The organism is Pradoshia sp. Z4_20 (genome assembly GCF_058216035.1).
In genome coordinates this window covers 33,138-49,791 of the sequence record NZ_JBZAJD010000005.1, presented here as the reverse complement: position 1 = coordinate 49,791, position 16,654 = coordinate 33,138, and the positions used below count along the sequence as shown (strand labels likewise).

Sequence of the window (16,654 nt, the reverse complement as noted above, 5' to 3'; positions counted from 1 at the left end):
ATAGTTCTTTTCATATGTGTTCTGAAAAGTTTGGAAGCTGCCTCTGAAATAGCCGGAACGTGTAATTGACAGTATTAAGAAATCAATAATTAGATATATATTAACTCAAACAAATATCGAGAATAACCATAGATTAAGTGATGATACTCAGGGTATTGCTGAAAAGGTTGCTTGTCTATAGTATATCCATCCAGTCAGAGATGATGGCTTAAGTTGTTTAAGAAGATCAGAAAGTATATCCATATAAAATGAAAGGATCTTCTGGCCAATATAGACCTGAAGATCCTTTTTGCATAGTTTATCCACAGGGGGAAATTTACTTTGCTTATTAAATGTTATGAATAAACTGTGATTACCGTGTATAAGTGTGTGGACAACTTGGCTTATCCACAGGCGGTTAAAGTTCTATTCCATTCTCTTTCATTTCTAAAACAGTCAAAATGAACATAGCGTGTGACCAAGTAAGCGGTAATACCCAGGCAGGTCTGCCTGTAATTTTGTCAATTTGCTCTGCTAAAAGATCCAAATCAGTGGCATGATCGACGACCCATTTAAATAATTTCTTTGCTTCAAGCTGTTTATTAATGCGAATATAATAAATCGCGAGCCAGAGCGTCGATATGATCCAAGGGTCACCACTAATATAGATATCCCCCGGGAAGCGTTCGATACCGCCAATAATCTTGGAGCGGCACAGTCGGTCAATGGTGGCAGCTGTTTGTTTCATTTTTGGATCATTGGCATCAATCATATTGAAGGGTACCTGAAGGCCAAGTAAACAGATATCGATGACATCATCCCTGACCTGACGATAGATTGGATATCCCTTGGCATCATATTCCTTTGAGACATCCTTGCCCTGAGCTTTCTTATTTAAGTAGGCCGGTTCATCGAGTCTTAAATGAAAAGCTCGGAAAAACGCTTCATTCGTCTCATTGTAGCCAATCTGCATGATAGTCTTTTTAATAGCTGCTGCAGTATTCCTATAAAGAATAGCTTTTTCGGGATGACCTAATTTCTCGGCCCATTCAGAAGATCCTAACAGCCCTCCATATACTGCGGCGGCTGAATAAAAGTGTTCAGCTTCTCTTTTTTCCCATATATCCATGCTAGGAAGAGGAAGATGGGTGATGGGATCGATAAACTTAGTAAGGAAGTCCGCCCCTTTTTCCATGACTGGCCACATTTCAACTACAAAGTCCTCATCACCGGTAATTTCATAAAATTGATGGAGTCCCCACAGAATGGAGCCTGTTTCATCAATTTGCAAGCCCCAGGCAGGAGCTAAATGTCCGTCTAAATAGTGGCGCTGATCCCATTTTCCTTCCTCATCCTGAAGAGTTCTGGCAAATCGGTAAAACTCTTTAACCTGTCTGTGATAGCCTGCACGAGCATATGCAGTGGCGGTGTAGGCTGCATCACGACCCCAGCAATAGGAATATCCACCTGAAAAGGCATATTCCTCATCTACCTCAGGGGCAGCAATGAAACCGCCATTTTTATTATTCATTAAATGAAACATAAGTAAAGAACGCTCATAAATTTTCTTTGTTCGTTCATCTTTAATTTCAACTGGCTTCGCTTGATCCAAATATTCATACCAATAGTGCAAGGTCTCCTTGAAATGTTCGTCAAAGGGAATCTCTTTTACATCCTTTAAGATGTCAATCGCTCCTTGAGAGCCGTTGCCTGCTGCAATATAAAGCGTAATGGATTTTTCCTCGTTGGGATCGAGAGAAAGCGGATCATATTCAATTCCACATGATGATTTATTGGCAATTCTTTTACCCCTAAGAATACCGTCATTTAGCTCCTTAAATGTAGCTCCACATTGAAATTTCTTAACGTTATGAGTGGAGCCAACTGCAAATCCATATTCTCTGTGGTAATGGGTAAAGCTATCTGTATCTTCCTCGAACATAACAGTTTGATAGCGTCTTTTTTCATCAATCATAAAATCGCTGTAAACTACGAAGCTTATATTTTGTGGACGATCTGATAGATTTTTAAAGGTAAAGTGCCGAACATAGACATCTTTTTTGGGTAACACAAAATCGAGCTGTCTGATAGACAAGCCAGAACCGCCGAGTGTGGATATGGTTTCTAAAATGTTCGTGCGGTTCATATAGGCTTGTTTATGATTCCAAACATTCTCATGAAGGAAGAAGGTCTTTACCGAGCCTTCAATGCCGCGAATACCTGTATAAAATAGATTTAGATGCTGGGGAAAATCGATATTTGGCCATGTGATCCTTTGCGCCTGCCCATCTTTTGTTAAAGATACCAGCATGCTTGAATTACCAATGATTGCTTCTGTAATATACGGTTTTTTTTCCAACAAAATCCCCCTCAACGTTGAAACAGTACATTCGTTTTATCCCTTCACTGATCCTGATGTCAAACCGGATACTATTTTTCTTTGGAAAATCAACACCAATATAACAATTGGAATGGTGACGATGACAGTTGCTGCCGTTATATCACCCCAAGGAATGGTGTAATCACTTTGGTAAAGGGATATACCTACTGGTACAGTTCGTGCTGCTTCTTTTGAATTAATAGTTAAAGCAAATAAATATTCATTCCAAGCTGCGATAAATACAAGGATGGCTGTCGTAAATACGCCGGGTGCAGCCAATGGGAAAATGATTCTTCTAAAGGTTTGAAATGGTGTAGCACCATCCATCTTCGCTGATTCCTCAAGATCCTTTGGTATTTTCTGAAAGAACGTGGATAATAGCCAAATAGCCAAAGGTAAGCTGAATGTAATATAGGGAATCACCAACCCTGTATACGTATTACGTAAATTGAAGTCGGTTACAAAGTTATAGATTGGTGAAATAATAGCGATATGCGGAAACATAGATGATGCGAGTATTACAGCAAATATAATACCCTTTCCTTTAATCGGTAAACGTGTTAACGCATAAGCTGCAAATGATGCAAACGTTATGGCGATTACGGTCGTAACGGTAGAAACGATTAAACTATTTTTCATGTAACTGAGCAGGGGCCTTGAAGTTAAAGCAGATTTATATGAATCTAGAGATGGATTCTTGGACCACCATTTATACGAGGCAAAAATTTCACCCGGTTCTTTTAAGGATGTAAGAAAGACCCAGAGAAATGGGAACATGATAACAAAGATAAAAAGAGCAATCGACACATAGAAAAGTATGGTTTTTACAGGCTTCTTCATTTAATTTTCCCCCTTTCCGTTTATGCGGTCTCCAAATAGGTCAGAACCTATGAATTTAATGTAAATCAGGCTGATAATCGCCACTGAAACAAACACAATCATCGAGAGGACGGAGCCTTCGCCGAAATTTTGTTGAGCGAATAAGGTTTTATATGCATATATGGTAATCACTTCTGTTGAATTTGCAGGTCCGCCGCCTGTTAAGACGAAAATGAGGTCAAATACTCTGAACGCATCAAGTGTACGGAAGAGCAGGGCAACAAGAATGCTGGATTTTAATAAAGGTAGTGTTATTCTGCGGAATTGGTACCACTTGCTTGCTCCATCGACTGAAGCAGCTTCATAAACATCCTTGGGGATGGTCTGCAAGCCCGCTAACAATAACAAAGCCATATAGGGTGTTGTTTTCCATATATCCGTTAGAATAACAGACGCCATCGCTCCGGCACCTGTGCTTAATAAATCCCCGGCGTTTGAAATAATATGAAGCTCTTCGAACAAGTGGGCGATAATGCCTGATTGCCCATCATAGAGGAACATCCACATCATCGCTGATACAGCGGTAGGGATCGCCCAGGGAATTAATACAACTGCTCTGACCGCACCTCTGCCAAAGAACGCTCGATTAATTAATAAGGCAATGGCTAATCCAATCACCAATTCAAAAAAGACTGTAATAACTGTGAAAATCATCGTATTGGATAACGATTTCCACATGCGTGCATCAGATAGGTATTTACTGTAGTTACCTAACCCAACAAAGTTTTCCTTCAAAATAGAATCAGAGACAGAAGCAGATAAAGCAGCTGTATCCTTTGCAAGTTCTGACTGCTCTCCCTCGATCGCTTTCAATTCACCACTGATGGATTTTAAATCAGCTTTATAGGCTTCTGCTGTATCCTCATTAATGGAGGCATATTTTTCATCTTTCTCCTTAATAGGTTCAAAGTTGGCAACCTTTTTCTCTACATATTCATATTGCTTTTCGATATCGGATTCATTTAAAAGTTTTTGATGATTTTTTTCAATGAGTTCTGCCCATTGGCTGGATTTATCGCTATTCAATTCTTCTAGATTTTTTTGTAGATAATAATAATCAGTGGCATACCGTTCAAGGTCAACTTGAGAAGATAGCATTCGTACGGATTTCTCTGGAGTATTCAATCGATAATCAAACATACTGTTCCAAAAAGACATGGCAATTGGATAGAGAACAACAATTCCAATTAGTATAAGAGAAGGGATAATCATGGCATATCCTAATTGTCGTTCGGATAGCGAAAATTTCTTTTTCATATCATTACTCCTTTCAGGATGGACTTCAAAAGCTAAAAAATAGGAGACAAGCTTTTGTGCCCATCTCCCTCCCATTGCCGTTCCTATTAGGCTAAGTTATCTATTCCTTCAATGCAGCCTTCATTTTCGATTCCATATTTTCAATGGCTTCATCAACTGTAATATCCTTTGTTAATGCTTTAGAAATTTCGATTTGCAAAATATCCGATATTTCCTGGTAATTTGGAGTAACCGGCCTAGGTACAGCGTTTTCTAGTGTTTCAACAAAAGACTTTTCTTTGAAAACAGGAGCCGCATCCTGTACTTCCTTATCCTCATATAAAGCTTTTATGGTTGGAGCACGTCCGCCTTCGGTCGCAGAGATCTTTTGTCCTTCTTCCCCAGTCATGAATTTCACAAATTCCCATGATTCTTTTGGATGATCAGTATAGCGGTTAATCATGGCCATATAGCCTCCGAGTGTCGAAGCAGAGCCTGAATCACCAGCAGGCAAGGAGGTAAAGGCAAAGTTGCCAGCTACCTTTGAGGTACTTTTATCAGCAGCTGTTTTTTCCATATAGGGCCAGTTGCGTGCGAATACAGTTTGGCCTTCTTTAAAGGCAGATTCAGTTTCCGTTTCGGTAAAAGTTAAAATGTTATTTGGCATGAAATCTGCGTTTGCAATTTCAACCATTTTACTAAGTCCTTTTTTGGCTTCTGGACTGTTAATGACGACTTCATTGTTTTCATCGATGATTTTGCCGCCGTAGGAGGCAATGAATTCCATGGCGTTCACAACAATACCTTCATATTGCTTTGCTTGGAAGACAAAGCCTGAGCTTGTGCCTTCTTTCCCGTTTCCTTCTTTAGCCATTTCTATCAACTCATCCCATGTTTTTGGGGGTTCGCTAACCAAATCTGTTCGATAATAAAGAATACCGGCATCTGAGTATTTTGGCAGAGCCCATTGCTTGCCTTCAAATTTCCCGGCTTCAACTGGACCGGGGAAGTAGTCTTCGAGATTTATTTTATCCTGATCGATGAAGCGGTCTAATTCCATCGCATAGTTAGCTTGGGCGAACTCTGCCGGCCAAACAACATCTGCATCAAATACATCAATTTCAGCACTTTTACTACTGAATGCGGTTACATATTGATCGTGCTGTTGAGTAGAACTATTCGGCATTTCCTGATAGTTTACCTTAATATTCGGATGTTTTTTCTCGAATGCTTCTATCAGTTTTTCTGTACTGCCTGTCGTATCGACTCCTCTGGCATATGTAATTTCAACTGTTTCTTCTTTTGAATCGTTCTCATCATTAGAGGTTTCTTCGGCATCCGAACATGCTGTTAAGGCAATCCCTAAGAAAGCAGCAGAAGAGATGGATAACCATTTTTTAAGTTTCATATTTTCCCTCCTATATTAATGAATACTTGCTTCTTTATAAATTCCTTTAGATTTGGTTAACGAAACCTAATTTTGGATAAAATTTCATACATGATCCTAAAGGCCTATGGACACATTTGAAGTCAGAGGGGTGCCAAATGGAGGGCCAGTCAGCGATTAACTTAGTATCCTGCTGGATTAATCACATGAAATGTAATATATTTGTAGCTGAATAGAATTGCTGGAAAATAGCTGCGTGATTCCAGAGGAAGCAGGTGAGACCTCAGATGAAGATTTTAATAGCTCTTTTAGCTCCAGGTTTATTAGTTGTGCTCTTTTCAAGAGTGACATATAGCTGCATAGTCGGTTTGTGTTTAACGGTTGCCCTAATCGCCGCATCAGCGTATAAAGGCTATACATCATCCTGGCCTCTGATTATAATTGACGCATTTTCATTAACGGCCGGGTATTGGTATTCTCAGCGCATGATCAAAAGAACACCTAAAAGTGCATAAACAACAGACTGAGTCTTCCGTATTATTGAGGAAGACTCTTTTATTTTTTGGCAGGATGGGCATAAATGATATTATTAAAGTTAAAAAAGGGAATGTTTGTTCGCTTTTTATTGGTTTGTTTATAGATGATTGTGGTAAAATATTGTTATCAAATAAAACGAGACTTGAGATGAAAATGATGAAAGGGGCTTTTGTGTGAGTAAACAATTTGAATTGGTTTCCAAGTATACCCCTCAAGGAGACCAGCCAACTGCAATTAAAGAGCTAGTGAATGGAATTAATAATGGCGTTAAGCATCAAACGCTGCTTGGTGCTACTGGAACCGGAAAAACATTCACAATTTCCAACGTGATAAAAGAGATTAATAAGCCCACCCTTATCATTGCTCATAATAAGACGCTTGCTGGACAGCTGTACAGTGAATTTAAAGAGTTCTTCCCGAATAATGCAGTCGAGTATTTCGTCAGTTACTATGACTACTATCAGCCTGAAGCGTATGTACCTCAGACTGATACCTTTATAGAAAAGGACGCCAGTATTAATGATGAGATAGATAAACTTCGCCACTCTGCAACATCTGCATTATTTGAGCGGAAGGATGTCATTATTATTGCCAGTGTATCCTGTATTTATGGCTTGGGTTCTCCGGAAGAATACGGGGAAATGGTTTTATCCATTCGAGTTGGCATGGAAATGGAGCGGAATCAGCTATTGCGTAAATTGGTCGACATTCAATATGAACGAAATGATATTAACTTTCAACGCGGAGCATTTCGAGTAAGAGGAGATGTAGTAGAGATTTTTCCAGTCTCAAAGGATGAACACTGTGTACGTGTTGAATTTTTCGGCGATGAAGTGGAACGGATCAGAGAGGTGGATGCGCTGACTGGAGAAATTATCGGCGAAAGAGACCATGTAGCTATCTTCCCTGCATCCCACTTCGTTACAAGAGAAGAAAAGATGAGGATTGCCATTCAAAATATTGAGACGGAATTGGAAGAGCAGCTCACCTTTTTAAGAGGTGAAGGAAAGCTTCTCGAAGCACAGCGGTTGGAGCAAAGAACCCGTTACGATCTTGAAATGATGAGAGAAATGGGCTTTTGTTCAGGAATTGAGAACTATTCCCGACACCTGACCTTAAGGCCGCCGGGCTCTACCCCCTATACCCTTATCGATTATTTCCCTAAAGACTTTTTAATGGTGATAGATGAATCCCATGTTACAGTCCCGCAGGTTCGCGGTATGTATAATGGAGACCGCGCCCGGAAAGAGGTACTTGTCAATCATGGTTTCCGTTTGCCGTCCGCAATGGATAATAGGCCTTTGCAATTTCAGGAGTTTGAAGAACATGTCAACCAGATTGTTTATGTATCTGCTACACCGGGGCCTTATGAACAGGAGCATTCACCGGAAATGGTTGAACAGATTATCCGTCCAACAGGACTGCTGGATCCAACTATTGATGTTCGCCCGATTGAAGGTCAAATTGATGACTTGTTAGGGGAAATTAACGAGAGAATCACAAGGGATGAGCGTGTCCTAATCACTACATTGACTAAGAAAATGTCTGAGGATTTAACGGATTATTTAAAAGAGCTTGGCATCAAGGTTCAATATTTACACTCTGAGATTAAAACACTCGAACGAATCGAAATCATCAGAGATCTGCGTCTTGGAAAATATGATGTGTTGATTGGAATAAATCTACTGCGTGAAGGGATTGATATTCCGGAGGTCTCACTCGTAGCTATTCTTGATGCGGATAAAGAAGGATTCCTGCGTTCAGAACGGTCTCTTATTCAAACGGTCGGCCGTGCTGCCCGTAATTCAAACGGTCATGTTATTATGTATGCAGATAAAATAACGAATTCCATGGAAATAGCGATTTCAGAGACTAAAAGGCGCCGTGCGATTCAGGAAGAGTATAACAGGAAACATGGCATCGTTCCCAAGACGATTCAGAAGGATATTCGCGATGTCATTCGGGCCACTCATATAACGGAAGATGAAGAAGAAAAAGCTGCAAATAAATACGAGAAACTTTCCAAGAAAGAGCGTCAAAAAGTAATTGCAAATATGGAAAAAGAAATGAAGGAAGCAGCCAAAGCGCTTGATTTTGAACGTGCTGCCGAACTTAGAGATTTAATTTTAGAGTTAAAAGTGGAAGGATGAACATAGGATGGCACTTGATAAAATTGTAATTAAAGGGGCCAGGACCAATAATCTTAAGGATATTGATGTGACAATCCCCCGGGATAAGCTGGTTGTACTGACGGGTTTATCCGGTTCCGGAAAGTCCTCCCTGGCTTTTGACACAATCTATGCGGAGGGCCAGCGCCGCTATGTGGAATCTCTTTCCGCATATGCCCGGCAGTTCCTCGGCCAAATGGATAAACCGGATGTTGATTTGATTGAAGGGCTGTCTCCAGCGATATCAATTGACCAAAAGACGACAAGCCGCAATCCTCGTTCAACCGTTGCGACAGTGACAGAGATTTATGATTATATGCGTTTATTGTATGCCAGAGTCGGCAAACCAGTCTGTCCTGTGCATGGGATTGAAATTACATCTCAAACAATTGAGCAAATGGTAGACAGAATCTTGTCCTATCCAGAACGCACGAAAATGCAGATTCTGTCTCCGGTTGTAACAGGCAGAAAAGGTACCCATGTCAAAATGCTTGAAGATATTAAAAAGCAAGGGTATGTCCGTGTCCGTGTAAACGGAGAAATGTATGATTTGGATGATGATATTCGTCTGGATAAAAATAAAAAGCATACGATTGAAGTGGTCATCGACCGGGTTGTCGTGAAAGAGGGAATCAATGCCCGCTTAGCTGATTCAATTGAATCTGCACTCCGTCTGGGTGATGGTAAAGTTATCATTGATGTAATAGGCGAGGAAGAGTTGCTTTTCAGTGAGCATCATGCTTGTCCGTATTGTGGATTTTCAATTGGGGAATTGGAGCCTCGGATGTTCTCGTTCAACAGTCCATTTGGCGCCTGCCCAACATGTGATGGACTGGGCTTTAAAGTAAAAGTTGACCGGGCTGCCGTAATTCCTGACCCGGAATTAACATTAAGAGAGCATGCAATCGCTCCATGGGAACCTACCAGTTCTCAGTATTATCCTAAATTACTTGAATGTGTATGCAATCACTATGGTATAGATATGGATGTTCCAGTCTCTCAAATACCGGAAAGCCAGCTTGATAAAATTCTTTATGGCTCGGATGGGGAGAAAATCTATTTCCGTTACGAGAATGATTTCGGGCAAATACGGGAAAACAGAGTGGAATTTGAAGGCGTATTGGCTAATGTAGAACGCCGGTTTAAAGAAACAAGTTCAGATTATACACGTGATCAGATGGAAAAATATATGGCCGAGCAGGCATGTCCAACCTGTAAAGGCTATCGTCTGAAGAAGGAAACGATGGCGGTATTAATAGCAGGACAGCATATTGGCGAGATTACGGCCCTCTCTATTAAAGATGCTAACGATTTCTTTGAAAATTTGAATCTATCCGAGAAAGATATGAGTATCGGCCGTTTGATATTTAGGGAAATCAAAGAAAGGCTGGGCTTTTTGAATAATGTTGGCTTGGAATATCTGACATTAAACCGAGCAGCCGGAACACTTTCAGGGGGAGAAGCACAGCGAATCAGATTGGCTACTCAAATCGGCTCGCGCTTAACAGGTGTTTTATACATTTTGGATGAACCTTCAATTGGTCTTCATCAACGTGATAATGACCGATTGATTGCGACGCTGAAAAGTATGCGTGACATCGGGAATACGCTTATTGTGGTGGAGCATGATGAGGACACGATGCTGGCAGCGGATTATTTGATTGATGTCGGTCCTGGAGCAGGAGCGCACGGCGGTGAGATTGTCTCAGCAGGTACGCCGGAGGAAGTGATGGAGGATTCTAATTCCTTAACGGGCCAATATTTATCAGGGAAAAAATTCATTCCTTTGCCACAGGAACGCAGAAAGGGCGATGGACGATTAATTCAGATTAAAGGTGCTAAAGAGAATAATCTCAAAAATGTAAATGTATCTTTTCCGCTTGGGACATTTGTAGCTGTTACAGGAGTATCCGGATCAGGTAAAAGTACATTAGTGAATGAAATTCTCCATAAATCATTAGCTCAAAAGCTGCACAGGGCGAAAGCGAGACCAGGAAACCACCGCGAGATAAAAGGTGTGGAGGAACTGGAGAAAGTGATTGATATTGACCAATCACCAATCGGTCGTACGCCGCGATCCAATCCGGCAACCTATACAGGTGTGTTTGATGATATCAGGGATGTGTTTGCTTCCACAAATGAAGCGAAGGTCCGTGGATATAAGAAAGGCCGTTTCAGTTTCAATATTAAAGGCGGACGCTGTGAAGCATGCCGTGGAGATGGAATCATCCGAATAGAAATGCATTTCCTTCCGGATGTCTATGTTCCTTGTGAGGTTTGTCATGGAAAACGGTATAATCGGGAAACATTGGAAGTAACCTATAAAGGGAAGAATATTTCTGATATTTTAGATATGACAGTAGAAGAAGCACTTCAGTTCTTTGAAAATCATCCGAAAATCAAACGGAAGATCCAAACCATTTATGATGTTGGTCTGGGATATATTAAGATGGGGCAGCCTGCCACAACACTATCCGGCGGAGAAGCGCAAAGGGTTAAGCTGGCGAGTGAATTACATCGTCGCTCCAATGGCCGCTCACTCTATATTTTGGATGAGCCGACAACAGGACTTCATGTTGATGATATCTCGCGTCTCTTGGAAGTATTGCAGCGCTTGGTTGATAATGGCGATACAGTGCTTGTCATTGAGCATAATTTAGATGTCATTAAAGCAGCTGATTATTTAATTGATTTAGGTCCTGAAGGTGGAGAAAAAGGCGGAACCATTTTGGCTACCGGAACACCGGAGGTTATAGCGGAGACACCTGAATCTTATACAGGAAAATATTTAAAGCCCGTTCTAGAACGTGATCGGGACCGTATGAATAATAAAATCAAGGAAAAGCAAGCCGCCAGATAAAACGGCTTGCTTTTTATCCATATCCGGCGTATTTGCTTCAAAGAACTTACTCATACGTTTGCCCGTGCACCTTTAGAAAACTCATAGATTAACGATTTCTGGCCAGGGTATAATCGAAAAGTTACCATTTTCCAATTGTTGTAAGGTATTGTTGATATATAAGAAACTTTCTTTCAATTTATACGTACAATTAGGAGAGGTGTCTGTATCTATAACAACAACTAATCGATTTCTGGCTGCTCTATGTTATTTCAGTTTCTTCTTTTTAGGCTTCATCTTTCCTACGGTTATTTATTTCGTAGCTGTAGATGATTTTGAGCTAAAAGGGCATGCTAAACGAGCTTTAATCTCACATCTATTTCCATTAGTCATGGGCATTATCGTGTTCTTTGTATTTCTAACTCAGCTTGCCTCGAGTTCGGAAATAACGGCCTTGCCCTATACTGCTATACTGGCTATGTTTCTTTTCGGTTTGATTAGCTTTATTGTGATGATTTGGAATGTCATTCAGGGTATTAAACTAGTAAAGGATTGATAGGTACATACCATGGAAAAGGGAGCTGGTAAGAATGAATCAAGAGAAAAAAAGAATTTTGGAAATGGTGAAGGAAGGCTTACTTAACGCCGATGAAGCATTATTATTACTTGAGCAAATTGAAAAGAAAGACAAACTGATTAAAGAAGATGAGCAAAGGACAGAAACCAGTGAATTATCAACGGTTGTAAACCAAAGTGAATCAGAATATAAGGGGTCACCATCCAAAAAGTCTGCATCCACAATGGATAAACTATTAGGAATCGTAGACGATGTTGTTAAAAAGATAAAAGATGTAGATTTTGACCTTAATTTTGGCTCAGCGGTTGATATCGAGCATATTTATCATCATGATCATGTATCTTTGCGTAAAATAGATGTCGATCTGGCAAACGGCAGTGTCCAGTTCCTCCCATGGGATAAGGACGAGATTAGGATTGAATGCCAGGCGAAGGTGTATAGGGCAGAAAATACGACTGAAGCGAGAGAAAAACTGCTTAAAGAAGTAACTTATTCGCTTGAAGAAGGAAGACTTCGATTTGCTGCACACGACAAATCCATTAAATTACAAGCAATCATTCGTGTGCCAGACAATCGCTATGAGGAATTGAAAATTCGACTATTTAACGGAGCAATTACCGGTGAAAATGTTAAAGTCGATACGGTCATGACCAAAACGGGTAATGGGCAAATTCAATTTACGGATTTGAATGCAAGAGAAGCAGAATTTGAGACGGTCAATGGTGTTGTCAATCTTAAAGGATTTGATGTAGGCGAATTGGAAGTCGAAACGATGAATGGTGCAATCCAAATCCAGGGAGGCTTCCGAAAAGGAGATTTCCAGACGATTAATGGAAGTATTCAATGTGAACAAACCGGCCGTTATGGAGAAACGATCCGAGCTAAGGCGTCGGCAGGAAGTATTAATCTGCAAATCCCAGCAAATACTGGATGTGATGGGGAGTTAAAATCCAATCTCGGCAGTTTTAATATTGACCTGAAGGGTATTCACATCATTGAGGAAAAAAGTGATGTGGTCCAAAAGATGCTCCGATTCAAGTCAGAGGGTAATTATGAGGAATCCATTCATATTTTGGCCGAATCAAGAGCCGGTAATATTAAAATCAAACATTAATCAATACGTTAATGGATTAAAAGGAGCTGCGGGGTATTTTGAAGGAAAAAAAGCGTTTTGTCCGTTCAAGGTCAGATAAGATTGTTTCGGGTGTCCTTGGAGGAATCTCACAATATTTTGGTATGAGTTCAAAGCTTTTGCGTATCCTATTTATAATCGCGCTCATTCCAACTAGCTTTATGCTGATTATTCCCTATACGATTCTTAGCTGTTTTATGCCGAGAGAAGAAGTGAAGGAGATGGACATATGAAATGGATAGCCAAAATACTTGTTAATGCAGTCGTTTTCGTATTGCTGACACAGATATTTGAAGGTGTTCATGTAACCGGGTTTGGTGCAGCCATTATTGCAGCCATTGTATTATCCATCTTTAACGTAATTGTCAAACCAATTGTGACCATCCTAACGATACCTATAACGATCATTACGCTAGGAATATTTCTGCTCTTCATTAATACCATTGTGTTAATGATTACGGATGCAGCAATGGGAAGTGCCTTTGATATCAATGGCTTCTGGCTGACATTCCTGGTATCGATTATTCTTTCATTGGTTAATACGATTATGGAAAGTGTAATGGATGATAAATAAAGAACCTGAAGCCTGTTTACTAGGCTTCAGGTTTTTTAGCATTCTTGCTTGTCCGTTATGATGGTTGTTTCAAAACCAAGACGTTTTAGCTGTGTTGCTAAGTTGGCTGCATTCTGCTTGTCTGAAAAGGCACCTAACTGAATCTTGTACAGTATTTTTTCCGGATCTGATTTTTTGGAAGGATTGCTTAATTTCTTTTTCAATGAATAATGAGAGATGATAGATTCGGCAATTGCTTGTGCACATTTTTTTCGGTAGTGATTGCTTTTAAGCAGCTTTATTTCCTTTTCATTTGTCATAAACCCGCATTCAACCAGTACAGCTGTCATTTTTGTGGCGCTCAGCACATGAAAATCAGCCGTTTTAACTCCTCGATTTTGTAAACCGGTGGTGGCAATCAATTTATTCTGGATTTTTGTAGCGAGAGAGAGGGCTTCTTTAGGCCCTGATGTATGAATATACGTTTCAATTCCTCCTGCTTTATGCCAACCTCGATTTACGGCGGCGTTGGCATGAATTGATACATATAAATCTACATGGAGAGAATTTGCACGATTCGTTCTTTCTTGTAAAGGAACATCTACTATGTCCGAATGGGCAAAGAAAGTATTAACTTGATAGTTGGTTAATAAATCCTTTAAATATTCAGCAACACTTCGATTAAATTCATATTCCTTCATTCCATCCGGTGATGACTTTCCAGGTGTTTTATAGCCATGGCCTGCATCAATCATAATCTTCAACTTTAAAAGCCCCCTGTCCTTTTACTACCATAATATGAGGCAAGCCATCTAAATGGCCCATCTATGGTGACGTTTTAAATTAAAAGGACAGGATCTCTTGATTAAAATGGATATTATATTTCAGTCAGGCTTCATTGCTGTCAGAATGTATGTAATGGCTTCATCTAATATGCGTTATAGCACTCCATAGAATGTGGAAAGCCAATGATTAATCGAGCATAGAAGCTGCTTCTTTATCTACGATTACGGTTACTGCCGGATGCTGCTTTAGAATACTTGCTGGTAGTTGTTCTGTTAGATCACCGTGAATCAGTTTGTAGGTTGCTTCTGCCTTTGCTTCACCAGAAGAGAGCAGTATAATCTCTTTGCTTTTCATAATTGTAGAAATGCCCATTGTGATCGCTTGTTTTGGAACCTCATCCAGATGATTAAAGAAGCGGGCATTAGCTTGTCGAGTGCTTTCTTTTAATTCAATGATATGTGTCTTACTGGAAAATGGAGTTCCAGGTTCATTGAAGCCAATGTGACCATTCTTTCCGATTCCTAATACCTGAAGCTCTACATTACCAAGATTATTTATCACCGTTTCATATCGCTCACATTCCTGCAAAAGGTCCTCTGCATCCCCATGTGGAAGATGAATATGATTTTGTGGGATGTCCAAGTCTTTGAATAGATTATTCATCATATAGGAGTGATAGCTGTTTGGATTATCTTTTGAAAGCCCTATATATTCATCCAGGTTTACGGTATGGATTTGCTGATAGCTTGTCCCATTTTTCTGGTGATCCTCTATAAGATTTTTATAGAGACCGAGTGGGGTGCTTCCGGTAGCGAGTCCAAGGACTGCATCCGGTTTTTGCTTGATTTTGCTGATAAAAATTTCTGCAGCAATTTGGCTCATTTCATCATAATTGTCTGCTTTAATAATCCTCATAGTTGTTTGATTCATTGCTCTTCACCTCTGTAAGCTATTTTACCACGGCAGATTGTCATGGATACATTAAAGTTTGTATCCATAATCACAAGATCTGCGTCTTTCCCAACAGCAATGCTTCCTTTTTGATCATAAATATTAAGCTGTTTAGCTGGATTAACAGAAGCCATTTGGACAACTTCTTGCAATGAATATCCGGTAAAATGACATACATTTTTTATGGCATCGTTCATTTTGAGAATACTGCCTGCCAAAGTACCATCTGCAAGACGCGCTTCATCACCTGTAACGGTTACTTCCTGTCCGCCAAGATCATATTGTCCATCCGCCATTCCTTTTGCCCGCATGGCATCCGTAATAAGAATGGCCTTTTCTGTGCCTTTAACCTTGAGAGCAAGCTTTATCATTTCAGGTGATATGTGAATTCCATCCGCAATCATCTCCACGAATACCTGATCATGCAGTAAAGCTGCTCCAGCGGCACCTATGTCACGATGGTGTAAGCCGGTCATTTGATTAAATAAATGTGTAGCATTCGATATTCCGTGTTCAATCGCCTCTGATGCCTGTTCGTATGTGGCATTAGTATGACCCATGGAGCAGATGATATTTGAATTGCGGAGATGTTTAATTAATTCCTTTGCACCAGGCTGTTCCGGAGCAAGAGTGACCAATTTGATTGCATTACCTGATGATTCGTTCCACTCCTTAAATAAATCCACGTCGGCATTCTTGATATGATGCAACGGCTGTGCTCCTGCTTTTGATGGACTGATAAATGGACCTTCTAAATGTACGCCCAGCATTTCGGTTTCTCCGGCAGGATTTCCGTTAATCTTAAAGCTTTTGATAGCTTGTAACGCTTTATTTATATTGGCAGGATCCTGTGTCATTGTTGTTGCAAGAAAAGATGTGGTTCCCTCTTTAGGCAGCTCTTTTGCCATGATTCTAAGTGCTTCTTCTGTAGAATCCATGGCATCAGCCCCGGCCGCGCCATGAATGTGGATATCAATGAAACCGGGCAGTACTAGCTGTCCCTCTTTAAGGGTGATAATTTCATCAGCGTGCTGTGGTGAGTTTTCCATAAGACCCACTTCTTTAATTTGATTATCTTTAATTAAGATATATCCGTTTTGCAGGATGGCATTCTCTTGATATATCGTTGCGTTTTGTATCAGTAGTGTCATTTCTCTTAAACCCCCAGGTAAGTTGTCCTATCCTTATGGTACTTTTAACTTTTTAGAAAAACCAGAATTATATTATTGTAATTGTATGGTTATGTAGGA

14 protein-coding genes are annotated in these 16,654 nt (G+C 40.2%); 7 read left to right on the top strand and 7 right to left on the bottom strand.

The features are described from left to right. Positions 1 to 397: 397 nt before the first annotated feature. The 4 genes from AC4BHP_RS12750 to AC4BHP_RS12735 all read right to left on the bottom strand — a co-directional run bounded on the left by AC4BHP_RS12750 (position 398) and on the right by AC4BHP_RS12735 (position 5,882). Positions 398 to 2,338, bottom strand: a complete 1,941-nt coding sequence (locus AC4BHP_RS12750; RefSeq protein ID WP_139892194.1) for a glycoside hydrolase family 15 protein — start codon at positions 2,336 to 2,338, stop codon at positions 398 to 400. Positions 2,339 to 2,374: 36 nt separating this feature from the next. Beyond that, positions 2,375 to 3,199 carry a carbohydrate ABC transporter permease gene (locus tag AC4BHP_RS12745; protein ID WP_066106115.1) on the bottom strand — a complete coding sequence of 275 codons (825 nt, stop codon included), beginning with the start codon at positions 3,197 to 3,199 and terminating at the stop codon, positions 2,375 to 2,377. Further along, positions 3,200 to 4,495, bottom strand: a complete 1,296-nt coding sequence (locus tag AC4BHP_RS12740; RefSeq protein ID WP_140461785.1) for a carbohydrate ABC transporter permease — start codon at positions 4,493 to 4,495, stop codon at positions 3,200 to 3,202. A gap of 100 nt (positions 4,496 to 4,595) precedes the next feature. Beyond that, a complete protein-coding gene (locus AC4BHP_RS12735; RefSeq protein ID WP_139892197.1) occupies positions 4,596 to 5,882 on the bottom strand; it encodes an ABC transporter substrate-binding protein in 1,287 nt (428 codons plus the stop codon). 266 nt (positions 5,883 to 6,148) lie between these two features. On the opposite strand from AC4BHP_RS12735, the gene AC4BHP_RS12730 reads away from it, so the two are divergent. The 7 genes from AC4BHP_RS12730 to AC4BHP_RS12700 all read left to right on the top strand — a co-directional run bounded on the left by AC4BHP_RS12730 (position 6,149) and on the right by AC4BHP_RS12700 (position 13,688). After that, positions 6,149 to 6,376 (top strand): CsbA family protein, encoded by a 228-nt coding sequence (locus AC4BHP_RS12730; RefSeq protein ID WP_066106119.1) that lies wholly within the window; start codon positions 6,149 to 6,151, stop codon positions 6,374 to 6,376. A gap of 195 nt (positions 6,377 to 6,571) precedes the next feature. After that, on the top strand, positions 6,572 to 8,548 hold the full coding sequence (gene uvrB, locus AC4BHP_RS12725; RefSeq protein WP_139892198.1) for an excinuclease ABC subunit UvrB: 1,977 nt from the start codon (positions 6,572 to 6,574) through the stop codon (positions 8,546 to 8,548). Between the two features lie 7 nt (positions 8,549 to 8,555). After that, complete coding sequence (uvrA, locus tag AC4BHP_RS12720) at positions 8,556 to 11,426, top strand: excinuclease ABC subunit UvrA (RefSeq protein WP_066106124.1); 2,871 nt, start codon at positions 8,556 to 8,558, stop codon at positions 11,424 to 11,426. 199 nt (positions 11,427 to 11,625) lie between these two features. After that, positions 11,626 to 11,961: a magnetosome magnetite crystal formation protein family gene (locus AC4BHP_RS12715; RefSeq protein WP_490552594.1), complete on the top strand. Its 336-nt coding sequence runs from the start codon at positions 11,626 to 11,628 to the stop codon at positions 11,959 to 11,961. Between the two features lie 34 nt (positions 11,962 to 11,995). After that, positions 11,996 to 13,096 carry a DUF4097 family beta strand repeat-containing protein gene (locus AC4BHP_RS12710; protein ID WP_066106130.1) on the top strand — a complete coding sequence of 367 codons (1,101 nt, stop codon included), beginning with the start codon at positions 11,996 to 11,998 and terminating at the stop codon, positions 13,094 to 13,096. 38 nt (positions 13,097 to 13,134) lie between these two features. Further along, complete coding sequence (locus AC4BHP_RS12705) at positions 13,135 to 13,347, top strand: PspC domain-containing protein (RefSeq protein WP_066106133.1); 213 nt, start codon at positions 13,135 to 13,137, stop codon at positions 13,345 to 13,347. Continuing rightward, positions 13,344 to 13,688 (top strand): phage holin family protein, encoded by a 345-nt coding sequence (locus AC4BHP_RS12700; protein WP_066106135.1) that lies wholly within the window; start codon positions 13,344 to 13,346, stop codon positions 13,686 to 13,688. The genes AC4BHP_RS12705 and AC4BHP_RS12700 overlap by 4 nt, the downstream gene beginning before the upstream one ends. A 35-nt stretch (positions 13,689 to 13,723) precedes the next feature. Here AC4BHP_RS12700 and AC4BHP_RS12695 read toward each other — a convergent pair whose 3' ends face one another. The 3 genes from AC4BHP_RS12695 to nagA all read right to left on the bottom strand — a co-directional run bounded on the left by AC4BHP_RS12695 (position 13,724) and on the right by nagA (position 16,555). Next, complete coding sequence (locus tag AC4BHP_RS12695) at positions 13,724 to 14,422, bottom strand: N-acetylmuramoyl-L-alanine amidase (RefSeq protein ID WP_254654719.1); 699 nt, start codon at positions 14,420 to 14,422, stop codon at positions 13,724 to 13,726. A 217-nt stretch (positions 14,423 to 14,639) separates the two neighbouring features. After that, positions 14,640 to 15,368, bottom strand: coding sequence for a glucosamine-6-phosphate deaminase (gene nagB, locus AC4BHP_RS12690; RefSeq protein WP_490552806.1), 729 nt, complete (start codon positions 15,366 to 15,368; stop codon positions 14,640 to 14,642). Positions 15,369 to 15,379: 11 nt separating this feature from the next. Next, a complete protein-coding gene (nagA, locus tag AC4BHP_RS12685; RefSeq protein ID WP_490552591.1) occupies positions 15,380 to 16,555 on the bottom strand; it encodes an N-acetylglucosamine-6-phosphate deacetylase in 1,176 nt (391 codons plus the stop codon). Positions 16,556 to 16,654: the final 99 nt, after the last annotated feature.